Consider the following 17525-nt stretch of genomic DNA (forward strand, 5'->3'; position numbering starts at 1 on the left):
TCTAGTAATATAATATAAAAAATCCAGGCTGAATCAGCCTGGATTTTTTATATTAATGAATTTGGCGGTATACTCCGATGACTTTACCCAAAATGGAAACATGACGTAAAATGATTGGCGCCATAGAAGAGTTTTCAGGCTGAAGGCGGAAAAAATCCTGCTCCTTAAAGAAGCGTTTGACTGTTGCTTCGTCTTCCTCTGTCATGGCCACCACTATATCTCCGTTATTGGCGGTTTGCTGCTGACGGACAATTACATAGTCTCCGTCAAGGATCCCGGCTTCTATCATACTATCACCCATGATTTCAAGCATGAAAACTTGTTCATCTGATGGAGCAAGGTGCTGGGGCAGCGGGAAAAATTCTTCTACATTTTCAATAGCCGTAATCGGCTGCCCGGCTGTTACCTTCCCAATTAAAGGAACGTTAACGGCAGCTTGCCTCGGGATCGAATCTTCTTCCAGGTTCAATACTTCAATCGCCCTTGGCTTTGTAGGGTCTCTTCTAATCAATCCCTTGCTTTCCAATCTTGCAAGGTGACCATGGACAGTGGAGCTGGAAGCCAGGCCGACAGCTTCACCGATTTCTCTAACGGAAGGAGGGTATCCCTTTAATTTGACTTCTTCTTTGATATATTGAAGGATATCCTGCTGCCTTTTTGATAATTTTGTCATTTATTCCACCTCTAAACCGATCTTTTGTTCCCATTATAGCATGACTCCCAAGGTGATACAAACATAAGTTCGAATAAATGTTGACACCAAACGAGTGTTCGTATTATAATCAAATCAACAAAAGCGAACAAACATTCGTACGGAGGTAATAGTGTAATGGTATCTATCTGGAGAAATTATTCTTATGTTATCCTTCTAATGGGATTAGCAGTGATTATGGGGGCAGTTGCATTGATGAAGATAGGAGCAGGTGACTCTTATCAAAAAGTGACAGTTCAAGAAGGTGACTCGATCTGGACGATTGCAGAGGAACTCTCTGATGACTATAATATGTCTACAAAAGATTTGGTGGAATGGGTAAGCGAAAATAATAATCTCGCAACAGACATAATACAACCGGGTGACTCATTGATAATTCCTGGCGGGAAACCAATTCATATTAACGACAGCAGTTATGAACTTGCAAGCGGAAAAGAATAGGAGTATGAATGATGAGAGCAGCAATATATTGCAGGGTCAGTACAAAGAAAGATACACAGGAATCATCCCTCCAGAGACAGGAGGAAGAACTACTAAAACTGGCTGGTAATTTCAATTTTGAGGTTGAGCATATCATCAAGGATCAAGCGAGCGGCTATGAATTGGACAGGGATGGTGTCCTGGAACTGCTTGACCTTTTAAAGAAGGAAAAAATAGAAGCGGTCCTCATTCAGGATGAAACCAGAATCGGCAGGGGAAATGCCAAGATTGCCCTTATCCACTGCATAATGAAAGAAGGGGTGAAGATTTTCAGCATATCACACAATGGAGAACTTCATCTTTCTGAATCAGATTCCATGGTTCTCCAAATTGTCAGCATGGTAGAGGAGCATCAGCGAAAGCTGCATAATTTGAAAATTAAACGCGGCATGAGAAGGGCCGTAGAAAAAGGATATGAACCTCACAGGAATTTGAAGAACAAAGGTAACGGAGAAGGCCGCGAACGAATTGAAATCCCAGTTGAAGAAATTGTCAGACTGAGAGACAATAAATTAACTTTCGCAGAAATTGCAGCAACATTAAGAGGTTTTGGTTATAATATTTCCAAAGCGACTGTGCACAGGAGATATCAAGAATTCGTGAACTCCTCTGAGGAAGCCTGATACTTGTATTTTCCCCTTATTTTTAGTAACATGTCGATATTCGAGCGTTAATTCTGATTAAATCAAAGCACTGATCTTTTAGTGCTTTTTATTATACGACAAAAAGGAGAGGGGAAACAGACTATGCTATCAAAGGAGAAAATGGCACGGATCAATACACTTGCCAAAAAAGCAAAAGCTAAAGGTCTCACACCTGCCGAGGCAAAGGAACAAACTAATCTACGTAAAGAGTACTTGGAAACATTCAGGAACTCAATGAGATCTACTATCGAAAATACAAGAATGTTTGACCCGGAGGGCAATGAGGTGACCCCTGAAAAGGTAAGGGAAATCCAAAAAAACAAAAAACTTCATTAATAGTTGCCCACTCTCAACTTCAGTGAAAAAACACGCATAGTGCATGTTTAAGACTGTAGACTAACCCGACTTCGACCAATTGGTTGAAGTCGGGTTAGTTTCTTTTTTGAGGAGATAAAGGTGAAGATCCAACTGGACATGGGCCCCTCCATGTCCAGTTTGCCTATTCCTTTAGATTTATGGAAGCAAACGTAGCATGAGCAAAAACTCATTCAATCGTTTTTTCCGCTGCGTGGAATCAGTATGCCTCAGATGTTTAACCTCGTTAATGTAGTCCCGGCAAAGGTGTCGATGACTCATTTCGGTATGGTTTTGACTTTGTGTACATTTTTTAGTAATGGACAGTTCTTACACCTTTAAATATCAATTGGTTTGTTCAACCTTCCTTCCTAACTGGTCTTGCAGGACCAACTGATCCAGTGCAACCATCTCAATCTGATAATCTCTTCCATCTTCTACATGTTTTGATAATATATTGAATCCCCCACAGATTTTTTCAAAGGTTCGGCGTCAATACCAGCTAAGTTTAAAAAGGGTTGATTGAAGCGGAGTCTTGTGCCTGTAGCAGAAATCAACTTTCCATTCTAACCACCCCATTTTTTAGCTGAACAGTATTTACAACTTCAAAATACGGAAAAAGCCAGTAGATATGGTCCGAATACTGTACTTCGCCTTCAAGCTGAAACCTGCATATTGCATGTTTTTTTCTTTCTTATAATTAATGATCTTTAAATAGGGTATTAGGGCTATAAAAAGGAGCATTCTATAGTATGTAACACGAGTTTTTATATGACTGAAAATGGATATATTCGATGTTTTCGAAAAAAATTCCGCACTTTCTCGGATTGTAGAAAATAATTTTTATAATGAAGAAAAGGCTTTCAAATCAATAAAGTAAACGCTTTCAACGCAGGTGCTGCAAGCTTTGTGGTGAACAAATCAGTTGTATAAACTGGGTAAGAATATTAATATTAACAAGTAGTAACTGAAAAAAGGAAGGATGTTGATTAATGTTTGATGTAACTGATCAATTAGCCATTAATACAATAAGGACACTTTCAATAGATGCTATTGAAAAAGCAAATTCCGGTCACCCGGGAATGCCAATGGGCGCTGCGCCTATGGCCTATGCTCTTTGGTCCAAAGTGATGAACCATAACCCAAAGAATCCAGAATGGTATAACAGAGATAGATTTGTTCTTTCAGCAGGACATGGATCTATGCTTCTTTACAGTTTGTTACATCTGTCAGGTTATGATGTTTCGATGGAAGACCTGAAACAATTCAGACAGTGGGGAAGCAAAACACCAGGACATCCTGAATACGGTCATACTCCTGGTGTGGAAGCAACGACCGGTCCACTTGGACAAGGACTTGCTATGTCAGTCGGAATGGCAATGGCAGAACGTCATCTTGCTTCTGTTTACAACCGCGACAATTTTAATGTAGTGGATCACTATACATACAGTATTTGTGGTGATGGAGACTTGATGGAAGGCATCTCGTCTGAAGCAGCATCACTTGCTGCCCATTTGAAGCTTGGACGGCTAGTTGTTATGTATGACTCCAACGACATTTCACTAGATGGTGATTTAGATAAATCATTTTCAGAAAATGTCGAAGGACGCTTTAAATCATATGGCTGGCAGTACATCCGTGTAGAAGACGGAAACGATACAGAATCCATTGCTAAAGCATTGGAAGAGGCAAGAATGGATGAAGCTCGTCCGGCATTGATTGAAGTGAAGACTGTCATCGGCTATGGTGCTCCAAATAAATCTGGTAAATCCGATGTTCATGGCGCGCCTCTTGGTGAAGATGAAATGAAATTGACTAAAGAGGCATACAAATGGACTTTCGAGAAGGATTTCCATGTACCTTCTGAAGTTCAAGAACGCTTCCAGGAGCAAATCGTAGATGCAGGACAGAAGAAAGAACAGGAATGGGAAGAGATGTTCTCTCAATATAAAGAGAAATATCCAGAACTTGCAGCGCAATTCGATTCTGCAATGAAGGGTGAAATTCCTGAAGGATGGGATAAAGAAATCCCAGTTTATGAAGAGGGTAAAAGTCTGGCAAGCCGTGCCTCTTCCGGTGAAGTAATGAATGCCATTGCGAAGAACATGCCGACATTGATTGGTGGTTCTGCAGATCTTGCTGGATCCAACAAAACAATGATAAAAGGCCAAAGTGACTTCACACCTGAATCTTACGATGGCCGGAATATTTGGTTCGGTGTACGTGAGTTCGGTATGGGTGCAGCAATGAACGGAATGGCGCTTCATGGCGGAGTCAATGTTTTCGGTGGTACATTCTTTGTGTTTTCTGACTACCTAAGACCGGCAATCCGTCTCGCTGCTCTTATGGGACTGCCTGTAACTTATGTGTTCACACATGACAGTATCGCTGTCGGTGAAGATGGTCCTACGCATGAACCGGTAGAACAGCTTGCTTCATTGAGAGCAATGCCGAACCTTTCTGTCATCCGTCCAGCAGATGGTAATGAAACTGCCGCTGCCTGGCGCACAGCTTTGACATCAAAAGATAAGCCGACAGCACTTGTGTTAACAAGACAGAACCTGCCTACTTTGAAAGGCACGGACGCTAAGGCGCAAGCAGGAGTCGAAAAGGGAGCTTATGTTGTTTCACCTGCTGGAAAAGAACAGCCGGATGCACTACTCCTTGCTTCTGGTTCTGAGGTCAATCTTGCAGTTGATGCACAGGCAGTACTTGCCAAAGATGGAATTTCCGTTTCTGTCATCAGTATGCCTTCTTGGGATCGATTTGAAGAGCAATCCAAGGAATATAAAGAGTCCATCATTCCAAAAGCGGTTAAAAAGCGTCTTGCAATTGAAGTGGCTGCACCGTTTGGATGGGACCGATATGCAGGAGATGAAGGAGATATCCTGGCTATCAATGGATTCGGTGCTTCAGCTCCCGGAGAAAAAATCATGGAAGAGTACGGTTTTACTGTAAATAATGTAGTTTCTCGAGTGAAAGCTTTGCTTGAAAAATAAAATTCAATAGAAGAACTTGAAAGCTGCTGTTTTTCAGCAGCTTTCAGTTTCTTTACTGGCAAGCCGAACAACTTTTTTCTATTTGTAAACACGTTCGACAAAAAAAGTGAAGTTTCTCAACAACTTTCAACAATCTTACCTTGACTTGTTCTTTATACTGGAAAAAAGGACAAGCTTAGGGGAGGAAGAGTAATGAAATCCTACCGGCTCTATTGGATAGAAAATGAAATTGCTGATTATTTTTATGGAAGAGAGCGATCGTTTTTCAACTTATTTCGTGAAGGCGGATCTGCAAGAGGGCCCTTGGAAGAAGTAGTGAAGCTGCAAATACTTTATATTACCCGTTCCATACCGTTTCTGCCTTTTAATCGAGCCATCTCACAAGCGCTTGCACCCAAACGGGAATACATGCAAAACAATAATCATTTTTACATTGAATCTTCCTGTGGAAAAAACACTGCCATGATTCGGTTACTGGACAGGTATATTGAAGTAGAACTGCAGGGACACAGTGATTGGGAAGCCTATATCTTTGAAGTATTAAGAAAGCTTGATGGCCGGCTTCTGGCCATTGACGTTGAAAACGAACAATACGGCTGGCTAAAACCGATAAAAGTAAGAAAATTCATTTGAAGATTTTTTGGGGAATATAGAAATTTTTAATTAAATTATTGTATATTCTTTCTTGGTTTAGTACACTTTTATAAGGACAACATGAAGGAGGAAATAGAACTATGCTTTGGCAATTCATTCTAGTCGGTGTTCTGGCTGCATTAGCTGGGGTAGCGCTAGGATTTTTCATCGCTCGTAAATACATGATGAGCTACCTGAAGAAAAATCCACCAATCAACGAACAAATGTTAAGAATGATGATGATGCAAATGGGACAGAAACCTTCCCAAAAGAAAATCAATCAAATGATGAACGCAATGAACAAGCAGCAAGGGAAGTAAACACTATATATCCCATGGGTTTGTAACATCTAAGAGATTGATTCGGGTAAAAAGGGCAGCATTCATTTCTTCCCTGATTACTGATTCTTCTATTTGAAATCATTCAATTTGATTAATTATTTAACGTAATCTCGAAGAAGACCACTATTCCTGCAGAACCAATATACAGGGAAAGTGGTCTTTCATTCATTCGATACTGTGGTACCAGTAAACGTTTCTGCCTTTTATGGCACATCAAGTTTTTTTGTGACTAATTACCTGGTTTGTTAATGATTCCATAGGGTATATAAACTATATCTTGAAATTGACCCCCTTTTTTAACCCCATCCTTAATTGGACGGGGTTCCTTTTTAATTAAGCAGGCACAATCACTCTAAGACTGACGGCACCGCTGCTGTGTTCCTTGATTATTTCTCTTGTCATTTACACAAAGGTTTTGATACAATTGCTTGAATTTCAATGTGTTTTATATTATTTTACTCATAATAATACCGTGACTGGTCAACACCGGTCTTTTTTTATGCTAAAATAATGGTCGGAGGGAGACCTAAATGAAGAAACGATTAATTGCTACAAGTGCAGGATTACTATTGATACTATCCGGGTGTAACTTTTTGGGGATGCCTGGTAAACCGGAGACTGAGAACACAAACCTGGTCACTCAGCAGAGTTCATCAGAAAATGAAACTAATGAGTATTTGAGATATAAAGTAAAATCATCTGTTTTCAGTAAAAATAGAGAGCTGATTACTTATCAGCTGAATAACCGTGTGGACATGAATGAACTTGAAACAGGATTGATGAGCTTATCTGAAGAATACTTCCCAGCCGATGAATACATCTATCAAGAAGGTCAGTATCTGGATGAGATCGGAAGCTGGATCAGACGTAAATCGAATGATGAATTGGGGCTTAACCCTGCAATAGACGTAACGGAAAATATGGGATGGGAAGAAGTGATGGAGCTCAATAAAGCGAATCCCATGTATCTGGGGTATGTCCATGAACAAAACTATGTTGACCAGAAGGGTAAATTAAAGGGATTATCCATCGGCCTTGCAATGAAGTCCGTCGATTATATTTCCGTCAATGACAATATGGGCTTGAGGCATTTTGATACGAAAGAAATCAGTGAAAAGAAAATGATCAGTGAAGGCAAGAAAATGGCCGAAACGATAATCAGCCGCGTCAAGCAAAAAGAAAATCTCGGGAATGTTCCCATTGTCATTTCACTATACCAGCTTGAAAAGCAAAATAGTGTGCTTCCTGGATCTTACTTCACTTATGCATACCTTGATGGGAATGATAAGTCGATTAAGAAATGGCGGGATGTTGAAAAGAAGGATTTCCTTTTCCCTTCAGATGAAGCGGAAGAACACGACCGTATAGTGGCCAATCGTTTTAAAGGGTTGGAAGAAGATATGAATTCCTTCTTCAGTGACAGAACGATTCAATTGGTAGCTAAGGGGACTTATATTGAGAGTGACCTGCAAAAGATGGTTATCAATGTGAACACAGATATGGCTAAGTACGGGGAAATCGTCGGTTTCGTCCAGGCGTTCACTCCTGAAATTCAGGATTTCTTCCCGCATGAGCCTGTTTACATCTATGTGAAAACACCTGAAGGGACCGCGGCGACAGTCCTGATTGAACCTGAGCACGATCCGGTTGTCCATATTCATGATAGTGGAAGTTGATGAAAAAACGTGCTTAGCTGCACGTTTTTTTCTTTTGTCAATCGTTGCCGATAAATGCAGCCCATGGGCGGGATGAAAGGTGAGGGGTGATATACCAACTTATGAGTCTTCACCATGCAAGAAAACATCCCACAAAACATCCAATACCTGAGGACTTCGATTAAATATAAATAATTCAAGCAAAAAAGTTTTATTTTATTTTCTATTTTTGAAAAATTTGCTAAAATTAAGAGTCATAAATTTTTCGGAATTCGGAGGAAATCATCATGAGAGTCTTTCTTGATTTAATGTGGTTTTTTAAACAAGAAAAGAAGTCCTATCTTACGGGGATAGCTGTCCTTTTGGTGGTAGCGCTGCTGCAATTGGTGCCCCCAAGAGTAATAGGACTTGTGGTTGATAGTATCAAGGAGGGGGAAATGACATCGGGCGGGCTGCTGCAATGGGTTATGATTTTGGCAGCAGCAGGTATAAGTATGTACGGACTGAGATACATCTGGAGGATCATGATCTTTGGATCTGCAGTCAAACTGTCAAAATTACTGCGTACTAACCTGTATTATCACTTTACCAAGATGACACCATCCTTTTATCAAAAAAGGCGGGTAGGAGATTTGATGGCACATGCTACCAATGATCTTCAGGCGATTCAAATGACAGCCGGGCAGGGTGTATTGACTTTTGTCGACTCTCTTGCAACAGGAGGGTTTGTCATCATTGCAATGGCGCTTACCATCAGTTGGAAATTGACACTGATTGCCTTGATACCTATGCCCTTTATGGCTTTGCTGACAAACTATTACGGAACTTTACTACATAAGCGATTCCATAAAGCCCAGGAGGCCTTCTCGGACTTGAATGATAAAACCCAAGAAAGCGTGTCGGGGATTAAAGTCATTAAAACGTTTGGACAGGAAAATGAAGATATCGAATCATTCAGGGAACAGTCGGAAGAAGTGGTGCAAAAGAATATTTCCGTCGCCAAGGTTGACTCGTTATTCGATCCAACGATCTCCATCATCGTAGGGATATCCTTCTTCTTATCGGTGGCATTTGGATCCAGATTTGTTATTGCAGGAGACTTGACGATAGGTGAGCTCGTCTCTTTTACGACCTATTTGGGGCTGCTGATCTGGCCGATGCTCGCTTTTGGATGGCTATTTAATATTGTGGAAAGGGGCCGGGCGTCCTATGACCGCGTCGCCAATCTGCTTGCAGAAAAAGTGGAGATCGCTGACAGCCCTAATGCCTTGGATATCAAACCTACAGGTGACATCCAGTTTAGTATTGACCAGTTTACTTATCCTGACGAGGACGAAGCTGTCCTCAAGAATATCGGCTTTACTTTAAGAAGGGGAGAAACGTTAGGGGTTGTCGGAAAAACCGGCGCCGGGAAAACAACACTGCTCAAGATTTTGATCAGGGAGTTTGAGGGATACGAGGGAAGTGTCCTGTTCGGAGGACGCTCGATTAAAGATTACAAGCTTGAAAAGCTTAGAGAGTCTCTCGGATATGTCCCACAGGATCACTTCCTGTTTTCAGCTACCATTTCAGAAAATATTGCCTTCACGAATCCCATGACAGAAAAAGAATCGGTTGAAAAAGCTGCTTCTTTGGCTCATATCCACGAAGACATTGAGCAATTTACAGAAGGGTATCAAACAGTTGTCGGTGAGCGTGGGGTTTCGCTGTCAGGCGGCCAGAAACAGCGGATTTCAATTGCACGTGCCCTAATGATGGAACCGGAAGTACTAATTCTGGATGATTCACTGTCCGCTGTGGATGCAAAGACGGAAGAGTCAATCCTTAATGCCCTTAAAGAAAATCGAGAAGATAAAACCACGATTATTACTGCTCACAGGCTGAGTGCCATCCAGCATGCCAACTTGGTTCTGGTTCTGGACAATGGCGAGATTACCGAGAAAGGAACACATGAAGAATTGATGGAAAACGAAGGCTGGTACAGGGAGATGTTCATGCGCCAGCAATTAGAAGAATTAGTGGAGCATGGAGGCTAAACGTATGGAAAAATCAACGACCATGTCAGCAAAAGATCAGCGTCATGTCTTAAAAAGGTTATTAACATATACAATTCCACATAAAAAGGCTATATTCATCGCTTTTTTTCTATTGGCTTTAACGACCCTCGGTGACGTCCTTGGCCCCTATCTCATCAAGATATTTATCGACGACCATCTGACGCCAAGGAATTTTCCGTATGAACCACTAGTTTGGCTTGGGGCAGGATATATTGGCATACAAGTGGCCAATGTTGTTATTTCCTATTTCCAATTGCTGAAGTTCCAGGAAATCGCCTTGAAGATCATTCAGCAAATGCGGGTAGATGTGTTCTCAAAGGTACAGAACTTAGGAATGAGATATTTCGATAAGACACCGGCAGGAGGCATCGTTTCAAGGGTAACAAATGATACAGAAGCGATCAAAGATATGTTTGTCAGTGTGCTGGTCAGCTTCATACAGGGTGGTTTCCTGATGGTCGGGATATTCACAGCAATGTTCATTCTGAATGTAAAATTAGCTTTGTTCTGCCTGTTAATCCTGCCAATTTTATTTATGATCATTAAAATATATAGAAAGTACAGCTCGATTTTTTATCATGATTTGAGGGAGCGTTTAAGCCAGTTAAACGCCAAATTGAGTGAGTCGCTGCAGGGTATGGCGGTTGTACAGGTGTTCAGACAGGAAGAACGCCTGAGGAAGGAATTCGATGAAATTAATGATGGCCATTATAATGCGGGAATGCGAAATATTAAAATGGATGGATTGCTCCTGAGACCTGCAATTGATCTGGTATATGTCTCTGCTTTGATACTGGTATTATCTTATTTTGGAATCAGCTCATTTCATAACCCCATAGAAATCGGTGTGCTATACGCATTCATCAACTATCTTGACCGCTTCTTTGAGCCTGTCAATAATGTGATGTCCAGGCTGTCAATGTTTCAGCAGGCCATTGTTGCCTCTTCCCGCGTTTTTGCCCTGCTGGATGAGAAAGAGGAGACCCCTGCTCAAAACAAGGACAGTATGGGAAGTATTGCAGACGCCGAAATCGAATTCAGGGATATTTCGTTTTCATATGATGGTAAGAAGGATGTTTTGAAGAACATTTCTTTCACTGCAAAACCTGGAGAAACAATCGCCTTGGTCGGACATACAGGCAGCGGGAAAAGTTCTATCATCAATTTACTGATGAGATTTTATGAATTCAACCAAGGGGAAATTCTTATTGATGGAAAGTCGATAAAAGTATATCCGATAGAAGAACTGAGGGACAGGGTCGGATTGGTTCTCCAAGACCCGTTTTTGTTTTATGGTACCATCGAGGACAATATTAAGCTGCACGCAAGTGATATGACTGATGAAGAAGTAAGAGCGGCCGCTGAGTTTGTTCAGGCTCATACTTTTATTGAAAAACTTCCAGATGGATATGGACATAAGGTAGTTGAACGCGGATCCACTTTTTCCAGCGGACAAAGGCAGTTGATAGCATTTGCAAGGACCATCGCTGCCAATCCGAAGATTCTTGTATTGGATGAAGCGACAGCCAATATCGATACTGAAACAGAGGATGCGATTCAGCAGGCACTGGCGAAGATGAGGAAAGGCCGAACCACTATCGCGATTGCACATAGACTTTCGACCATTCAAGACGCCGATTGTATCCTGGTTCTTCACCAGGGAGAGATTGTGGAAAGAGGGAGCCACCAGGAACTTCTGTCTCAAAAAGGGTTGTATCATAAAATGTATCTCCTTCAAAATGGGCTTGTAGAGGGAATTGAAGATGCTGTAGGCTCATAGCAAAAGAAGATAGCCGTAATAACCGCGGTTATCTTCTTTTTGTTTATTCAGTGGCTTAAAGGTGAATAGGATAGTCAAGGAAGTCAAAAGGAGTTGATCCCCTGTGAGGAAGGTTTTTTGCTTGTTAGGAGTTTCGATCTTGATAACAGGTTGCGGCCAAATGGAAGAGAGCACGGAAGCAAATCCAGCAGAAGCACAGGAAGCAAAGGAAAAATTACAGGAAATTTTTGAGACTTCTTTTCCTGAAGAATAAATGCAGATGATATGCTAATAAACAAAAAAAGGCAAAAGCGAGAGTACGCTTTTGCCATTTTCTTTTTATAGGGTTGCTTATTTGGCAATCAGTGATGTTGATATGGACGATGTTTTAATGAATTTTCGGTTATAATGATTCAAGAGAGTGTCAAGTTCTTGACTGTATTTTATAGCCAGAGGTGAGTTAAGACCATTAACAGCTGCAATATCTATTAACTGGGCGCGTTTTTTTTCTATTCGATCTAGGAGCTCTTGTTTACTCATGGCCGTAAGTCCTTTCTTGAAGAGTGGTCTCTTTTTTAAAATAGTTGGGAATCTGCTAATAAATGTAACTGATATTTAATAGTATAGCGAAAAGTATCTGTCATTGGAAGAAATATTCACATTTTTTAAGAAAAAAGTAAAGAACTGTAAAAGGTGAATGAATGAAGGCTACTATATCAGGCACTAGTCCGTACACAAATTGTTCACAGTAGTGTAACACCAAACCAAGAAGGATGTCTGATACAATGAAAATTAAAGAAATCTTTTAGGAGTTGGACTAATGGGTGATATAAATATATTTTTGGCTTTCGGTGCTGGATTCCTAAGCTTCATTTCACCGTGCTGCCTGCCGCTTTATCCTGCATTTCTTTCATACATAACCGGGATGTCAGTGAGTGATTTAAAAGATGAAAATGTCAAACTTCAAAAGAGAAGTTTGATTCATACCATTTTATTTCTTATAGGCTTCTCTTCCATTTTTGTGGTTTTGGGTTTCAGTACATCGTTTCTTGGAAACGTGCTGTATCAGTATGAGGATATCATACGCCAGGTCGGAGCGATTTTTATTGTGATCTTTGGCTTGATGGTCATAGGGGTCTTTCAGCCTCAGTTCCTCATGAAAGACCGGAAGTTTGAATTTAAAAACAGACCGGCCGGCTATATTGGTTCCGTTTTGATAGGTATGGCATTTGCAGCTGGATGGACTCCATGTACCGGACCGATTTTGGGAGCCGTCATTTCACTTGTCGGGTCAAACCCTGGCTCGGGTATGTTGTATATGATCTCTTACGCGCTTGGCTTTGCTATTCCCTTCCTTGTTTTATCCTTCTTTGTCGGTAAGATGCAATGGATCAGACGTAACAATGCCAAGATCATGAAAGCCGGCGGATACATAATGATACTGGTGGGAATCATGCTGTTCTTCGATGGGCTTACAGCCATAATCATATTTTTCAGTAAAATCACTGGAGGCTTTACTGGTTTTTAATCGAGCGGGCAGGTGATTGCAAAGATTTATTTTACAGGATTGAAATCAACTGGAAAAGAATGCTATATTTATAGATGTCAGAAAAATACATCTATAAAAACATCAATCCAGATCCAATGCTGGAACGAGGAGGATCACCTGTGGCAACAGTACTGATAGTGGACGATGCAAAATTCATGCGCATGACCCTGGAAAATATGCTTCAAAACAGTGAGCACGAAGTTATCGGTGAAGCAGAGACGGGCATTCAGGCAATTCAACGATACCGTGAACTTCAACCTGATATTGTGACAATGGATATAACGATGCCTGAGATGACGGGCATTGAAGCAGTAAGGCAGATAATCAAGGAGTATCCCGATGCGAAAATCATAATGTGCTCGGCAATGGGCCAGCAGAAACTGGTGGTAGAAGCAATTGAAGCCGGCGCTAAGGATTTTATCGTTAAACCTTTCGATGAGAACCGTGTCGTAGAGGCAATCAATAGAGTATTTAATTAGTTTTTTTTTACCTCTCAGTCTAAAGACTGGGAGGATTTTTATTTTTTGAAGGATGGACAACAGGATTTTTAATGTTTTTTTGCTATGGGGTAGTCACGAGATATCGTGATTTGAAAAAGAAATAACAGTTTTAAGAAGGGTTCGTAGGATCCACTGATTGGAATAGAGAACACGAAGGAGTCTCTTGAATGGTATAACAGGAGCCTTCCTTTCCGTACGCAGCTTACCGGGATACTTGCGCTTTTGTTCATCGAACTCCAGTGGCCAGCGACTAGCGGATTTCGGTCTCCTTTCTTGCGATAAGTCAACATCGGCTGCTGCCGCATGCCGTGTTTCCTTTATCTCATGCAGGAGCCCTCCAATCCGTACGTCGCTGAACGGCCACTTGCGCTTTTGTCCGTCCAGCTTCAGTACCCCAGCTGCTAGCGTACTTCCCGACTCCTCCTTGCGATAAGTCAACATCAACTCACGTTGTTCGTTGTGTTTCCTTTATCTCATGCGGAGCCAGTCCAGTCCGTACGCAGCTTACCGGGGTACTTGCGCTTTTGTTCATCCAGCTCCAGTGGCCAGCGACTAGCGGATTTCGGTCTCCTTTCTTGCGATAAGTCAACATCGGTTGCTGCCGCATGCCGTGTTTCCTTTATCTCATGCAGGAGCCCTCCAATCCGTACGTCGCTGAACGGCCACTTGCGCTTTTGTCCGTCCAGCTTCAGTACCCCAGCTGCTAGCGTACTTCCCGACTCCTCCTTGCGATAAGTCAACATCAACTCACGTTGTTCGTTGTGTTTCCTTGATCTCATGCGGAGCCAGTCCAGTCCGTACGCAGCTTACCGGGGTACTTGCGCTTTTGTGGTAATAGTCTATAATTAGGGTCGATACTAGTAATTTATTTATAAAGGATGATGGGTATGTCAATGACGATTGCTTCATCCATTATTGCGATTGGTATGGGGTTTTTTGTGATTTTTATTCGAATGAAAGCACAGAAGAAGCCTGTGACAGCAAGGAAAATCATTTTGCCTCCGATTTTTATGAGTACAGGTGCACTTATGTTTCTTATTCCGATGTTCAGGGTGACGCTGTCAGAAGTTGTTGAAGCCTTTGTTGTAGGCATGATTTTTTCTATTTTCCTCATCAAAACCTCTCGTTTTGAAATTCGTGATAATGATGTTTATCTGAAACGTTCAAAAGCTTTTGCTTTTATATTAATCGGGTTGTTGTTGATACGAATCGCAGCAAAGATGGTACTGAGCAATAGTATTGATTATGGTCAATTAAGTGGTATGTTCTGGATTCTTGCTTTTGGTATGATTGTGCCATGGCGGATTGCCATGTATATGCAATACAAAAAATTATTAAATGAAAAAGATGATTTGACAACCAATACAATTTGAGAAAGAACCGGTAACCTGTTCAAGGACAGGCCGCCGGTTTTTTGGTTGTTTCAACACTGATAAAAGAAAAAAAGGCTGATGCAGAACTCTGCGTCAACCTTTTTTCTTTTTGTGTTTTTTATAAATGACAAGCCCTGCACCGAAAAAAATTATATATAGAATGAAAGGAATGACTAAAATCGCGCTCATATACCTAAGATCCTTTCATCGAGTCTAAAACAGATGTTCATATGGGGCAGCATCAATGTTCATCTCATCCAGCTTCTTTCTTAAAAACTTGTGGTCCCTTTTCGGCGTTGCCATGATATAGCCGCGGATGATCAATTCTTGAGAAATTGAAGATGCTTTTTCTTTAAGAGCCAATTCTCCGATTTTGCCGGCGATTTTCTGTTTTGCAACATCTCTGAACAGGTCTGGAACAGGTGTTACCAGTTCGTTTAACATTTCTTTCTCGTTGGGTCCCCATAACTGATAGGTTTGATTGACGTAGTATTCCTCCCAATCCAAATCAGAACGCCCATCCTCTTTCGGCATTCTCTTCAGGAACTTCCTGAACATGAAAAAACCGCCGATTGCAAATAAAGAAACAAGGATGACTACCCAGAAAAGGATGAAGATCAAAAACCAGCCTTCTAATTGCAAACTTGTTCACCTCATAACTCTGTAAAAGCCAATTATCGTCTTTCATTATAGACAAGGGAAGGAAGAGTGACAAGTATCTGTGCCTATTTAATTCCTTTTCCATCAAATTATCTTTTTAGCATGAAAGTGATGAATGGGATTGTCCCTCCAGTACTTTAAAGAGTTAAGGAGCTTTTAAAAATTTTTATTAGGAAAATATTTCTTTTTCTTTTTGAGAGATGGTATACTGATTTTAGGAAAATTGTGCGAAAATTGGGATAAAATATAGAGTATAGGAACGAAGGGTGACGAAATGAGTCGATATCAAGGTCGTCTTACAGCTTTCATCGTGGTTGCATTATTTGTTATGATCTGGGATTACATCTTTTATTTTGTTCTGGGGAATCAACTCAACTTAGCGGTGGATATCGTTTATACAATCTTGATCCTAGGTACTGGTTTCTGGCTTGGGGGCTATTATGACCGCCATCAAAAAAACCTGGAAAAGTTGAAGAAGAGTGAAGGAAAGTACCGTACGCTATCAGATGAAATGGCCCTGGTACTGGAACAAATTGATGAAGTAGTTTTCAGGACTGATGAACAAGGACATTTTCAATTTTTGAATCCAGCATGGGAGACCTTCTCAGGGTACTCGGTAAAAGAAAGCCTGAATGCAAATGCGCTCCATTTCCTGCCTCTGCAGCAGCGGCATGAAGTACTCCCGAACCTCCGGGCATGTATAAAAGATAAGACTGATCGCAAAAAAGTAGAGATTTTTTATCGAACGAAGGAGGGAGGGAACTACTGGGCTGAACTGCATATTAAGTTCAACTATGACGAAAAAGGGAAGTTCCAGGGAACCATTGGGACTATTTCAGATATCACCCATCGGATATATGCCGAGGAAGAACTCATGGAAATGAATGAAAACCTTGCCGTGCAGTCACAGAAGCTTTCTGTCGCGGGACAGCTTGCAGCGGGCATAGCACATGAAGTGAGAAATCCCCTTACCGCTATAAACGGCTTTCTTCAATTAATGAAAACAGACTCCAATGCAAATCATTACTATTTAGATATTATTTTCACAGAAATTAAAAGGATTGAATTGGTTCTCAGTGAACTTTTAATGCTGGCAAAGCCTCAGGCTGTCCACTTAAGGGAGAAAAATGTCGTCAGTATACTGAAGCAGGTGGTTGCTTTGCTGCAAACCAATGCCACTTTATTCGATGTCAGTATCCACTCGCGATTCTCAAAAGATGAATTATATATTCGATGTGACGAGAATCAAATCAAGCAAGTATTCATCAACCTGATAAAAAATGCAGTTGAAGCCCAGCCCGATGGGGGGAATATTTATATAGATGCGAGTGAAATGAACGGTCAGATTCTGCTAACCTTTGAAGATGAAGGTGAAGGGATGGAAAAAGATACCCTTAATAAACTTGGGGAACCTTTTTATACCACCAAAGAAAAAGGAACTGGGCTTGGATTCATGGTATGTCTGCGAATTTTAAAAGATCATCGCGGAGCCATTACTGCCCAAAGTGAAAAAGGAAAAGGAACCACCTTTGAAATTGTGCTGCCTGCAGCGCTTCCGAAGAAGTCAAAAAGAGGCAAACAAGCTGTCAAAGGGGCGGTTGAAAAGCTGTAAAGAAATTTACAGTTTTTTCTTTTGGAAAGGCTCTTTTCGTAAACTTTGGTGCTAGTTGATAATAATGCCGAAAGATAGTGGAGTAATGAACCCGAAAAACCCCTGTTTAGCAGTAGGCAGGGAAACATCGGGCTTTTGGGATTTATCCGGAAGCAACAATATATGCGAAAACAGCCTTTGGAAAAAAAGCCCTTAGT

Annotated in this window: 16 protein-coding genes; 13 read left to right on the forward strand and 3 right to left on the reverse strand. The window is 41.1% G+C overall.

Translation table 11 applies throughout. The annotated features are described in order from the left end of the window. Nucleotides 1-52 precede the first annotated feature (52 nt). A complete protein-coding gene (lexA, locus tag AC4E8A_RS08875) occupies nucleotides 53-673 on the reverse strand; it encodes a transcriptional repressor LexA (RefSeq protein ID WP_490198063.1) in 621 nt (206 codons plus the stop codon). Between the two features lie 156 nt (nucleotides 674-829). Between lexA and yneA the strand changes: the two genes are divergently transcribed. From yneA to AC4E8A_RS08920, 9 genes are all read left to right on the forward strand, one after another. Next, nucleotides 830-1153 carry a cell division suppressor protein YneA gene (gene yneA / locus AC4E8A_RS08880; protein ID WP_490198065.1) on the forward strand — a complete coding sequence of 108 codons (324 nt, stop codon included), beginning with the start codon at nucleotides 830-832 and terminating at the stop codon, nucleotides 1151-1153. An 11-nt stretch (nucleotides 1154-1164) separates the two neighbouring features. Beyond that, on the forward strand, nucleotides 1165-1815 hold the full coding sequence (locus tag AC4E8A_RS08885) for a YneB family resolvase-like protein (protein WP_490198812.1): 651 nt from the start codon (nucleotides 1165-1167) through the stop codon (nucleotides 1813-1815). Between the two features lie 123 nt (nucleotides 1816-1938). After that, the gene (locus AC4E8A_RS08890; protein WP_490198066.1) at nucleotides 1939-2172 is read left to right on the forward strand and encodes a DUF896 domain-containing protein; all 234 of its coding nucleotides are present in this window, start codon (nucleotides 1939-1941) and stop codon (nucleotides 2170-2172) included. A 1010-nt stretch (nucleotides 2173-3182) separates the two neighbouring features. Then, nucleotides 3183-5189 (forward strand): transketolase, encoded by a 2007-nt coding sequence (gene tkt, locus AC4E8A_RS08895; protein WP_490198067.1) that lies wholly within the window; start codon nucleotides 3183-3185, stop codon nucleotides 5187-5189. Between the two features lie 192 nt (nucleotides 5190-5381). Further along, nucleotides 5382-5822 (forward strand): sporulation inhibitor of replication protein SirA, encoded by a 441-nt coding sequence (gene sirA / locus AC4E8A_RS08900; protein ID WP_490198069.1) that lies wholly within the window; start codon nucleotides 5382-5384, stop codon nucleotides 5820-5822. 101 nt (nucleotides 5823-5923) lie between these two features. Further along, nucleotides 5924-6142 carry a YneF family protein gene (locus AC4E8A_RS08905; protein ID WP_119549243.1) on the forward strand — a complete coding sequence of 73 codons (219 nt, stop codon included), beginning with the start codon at nucleotides 5924-5926 and terminating at the stop codon, nucleotides 6140-6142. 551 nt (nucleotides 6143-6693) lie between these two features. Further along, nucleotides 6694-7839 carry a CamS family sex pheromone protein gene (locus AC4E8A_RS08910; RefSeq protein WP_490198071.1) on the forward strand — a complete coding sequence of 382 codons (1146 nt, stop codon included), beginning with the start codon at nucleotides 6694-6696 and terminating at the stop codon, nucleotides 7837-7839. Between the two features lie 266 nt (nucleotides 7840-8105). Continuing rightward, on the forward strand, nucleotides 8106-9854 hold the full coding sequence (locus AC4E8A_RS08915) for an ABC transporter transmembrane domain-containing protein (RefSeq protein WP_490198073.1): 1749 nt from the start codon (nucleotides 8106-8108) through the stop codon (nucleotides 9852-9854). Between the two features lie 4 nt (nucleotides 9855-9858). Then, nucleotides 9859-11655: an ABC transporter ATP-binding protein gene (locus AC4E8A_RS08920; RefSeq protein WP_490198074.1), complete on the forward strand. Its 1797-nt coding sequence runs from the start codon at nucleotides 9859-9861 to the stop codon at nucleotides 11653-11655. 330 nt (nucleotides 11656-11985) lie between these two features. Here AC4E8A_RS08920 and AC4E8A_RS08925 read toward each other — a convergent pair whose 3' ends face one another. Then, a complete protein-coding gene (locus AC4E8A_RS08925) occupies nucleotides 11986-12174 on the reverse strand; it encodes a Spo0E family sporulation regulatory protein-aspartic acid phosphatase (RefSeq protein ID WP_490198075.1) in 189 nt (62 codons plus the stop codon). Between the two features lie 280 nt (nucleotides 12175-12454). On the opposite strand from AC4E8A_RS08925, the gene AC4E8A_RS08930 reads away from it, so the two are divergent. The 3 genes from AC4E8A_RS08930 to AC4E8A_RS08940 all read left to right on the forward strand — a co-directional run bounded on the left by AC4E8A_RS08930 (nucleotide 12455) and on the right by AC4E8A_RS08940 (nucleotide 15056). Then, nucleotides 12455-13162 carry a cytochrome c biogenesis CcdA family protein gene (locus tag AC4E8A_RS08930; protein ID WP_490198076.1) on the forward strand — a complete coding sequence of 236 codons (708 nt, stop codon included), beginning with the start codon at nucleotides 12455-12457 and terminating at the stop codon, nucleotides 13160-13162. Nucleotides 13163-13302: 140 nt separating this feature from the next. Then, nucleotides 13303-13662, forward strand: a complete 360-nt coding sequence (locus tag AC4E8A_RS08935; RefSeq protein ID WP_490198077.1) for a response regulator — start codon at nucleotides 13303-13305, stop codon at nucleotides 13660-13662. 908 nt (nucleotides 13663-14570) lie between these two features. Further along, complete coding sequence (locus AC4E8A_RS08940) at nucleotides 14571-15056, forward strand: CcdC family protein (RefSeq protein ID WP_490198079.1); 486 nt, start codon at nucleotides 14571-14573, stop codon at nucleotides 15054-15056. Between the two features lie 213 nt (nucleotides 15057-15269). Here the strand turns inward: AC4E8A_RS08940 and AC4E8A_RS08945 are convergent, their stop codons facing one another. After that, the gene (locus tag AC4E8A_RS08945) at nucleotides 15270-15698 is read right to left on the reverse strand and encodes a DUF2621 domain-containing protein (RefSeq protein WP_490198080.1); all 429 of its coding nucleotides are present in this window, start codon (nucleotides 15696-15698) and stop codon (nucleotides 15270-15272) included. Between the two features lie 292 nt (nucleotides 15699-15990). On the opposite strand from AC4E8A_RS08945, the gene AC4E8A_RS08950 reads away from it, so the two are divergent. Then, nucleotides 15991-17328 carry an ATP-binding protein gene (locus AC4E8A_RS08950; RefSeq protein WP_490198082.1) on the forward strand — a complete coding sequence of 446 codons (1338 nt, stop codon included), beginning with the start codon at nucleotides 15991-15993 and terminating at the stop codon, nucleotides 17326-17328. Nucleotides 17329-17525 lie beyond the last annotated feature (197 nt).

The sequence above is a fragment of the Bacillus sp. SRL337 genome, from assembly GCF_984799155.1.

What these genes read in the sequence shown, in the direction of transcription:
- AC4E8A_RS08920 (WP_490198074.1), top strand. Translation starts at nt 9,859, where the DNA reads ATGGAAAAATCAACGACCATGTCAGCAAAAGATCAGCGTCATGTCTTA.
- AC4E8A_RS08885 (WP_490198812.1), top strand. Translation starts at nt 1,165, where the DNA reads ATGAGAGCAGCAATATATTGCAGGGTCAGTACAAAGAAAGATACACAG.
- tkt (WP_490198067.1), top strand. Translation starts at nt 3,183, where the DNA reads ATGTTTGATGTAACTGATCAATTAGCCATTAATACAATAAGGACACTT.
- AC4E8A_RS08890 (WP_490198066.1), top strand. Translation starts at nt 1,939, where the DNA reads ATGCTATCAAAGGAGAAAATGGCACGGATCAATACACTTGCCAAAAAA.
- AC4E8A_RS08905 (WP_119549243.1), top strand. Translation starts at nt 5,924, where the DNA reads ATGCTTTGGCAATTCATTCTAGTCGGTGTTCTGGCTGCATTAGCTGGG.
- AC4E8A_RS08925 (WP_490198075.1), bottom strand. Translation starts at nt 12,174, where the DNA reads ATGAGTAAACAAGAGCTCCTAGATCGAATAGAAAAAAAACGCGCCCAG.
- AC4E8A_RS08930 (WP_490198076.1), top strand. Translation starts at nt 12,455, where the DNA reads ATGGGTGATATAAATATATTTTTGGCTTTCGGTGCTGGATTCCTAAGC.
- AC4E8A_RS08950 (WP_490198082.1), top strand. Translation starts at nt 15,991, where the DNA reads ATGAGTCGATATCAAGGTCGTCTTACAGCTTTCATCGTGGTTGCATTA.
- AC4E8A_RS08940 (WP_490198079.1), top strand. Translation starts at nt 14,571, where the DNA reads ATGTCAATGACGATTGCTTCATCCATTATTGCGATTGGTATGGGGTTT.
- AC4E8A_RS08915 (WP_490198073.1), top strand. Translation starts at nt 8,106, where the DNA reads ATGAGAGTCTTTCTTGATTTAATGTGGTTTTTTAAACAAGAAAAGAAG.
- AC4E8A_RS08910 (WP_490198071.1), top strand. Translation starts at nt 6,694, where the DNA reads ATGAAGAAACGATTAATTGCTACAAGTGCAGGATTACTATTGATACTA.
- lexA (WP_490198063.1), bottom strand. Translation starts at nt 673, where the DNA reads ATGACAAAATTATCAAAAAGGCAGCAGGATATCCTTCAATATATCAAA.
- sirA (WP_490198069.1), top strand. Translation starts at nt 5,382, where the DNA reads ATGAAATCCTACCGGCTCTATTGGATAGAAAATGAAATTGCTGATTAT.
- yneA (WP_490198065.1), top strand. Translation starts at nt 830, where the DNA reads ATGGTATCTATCTGGAGAAATTATTCTTATGTTATCCTTCTAATGGGA.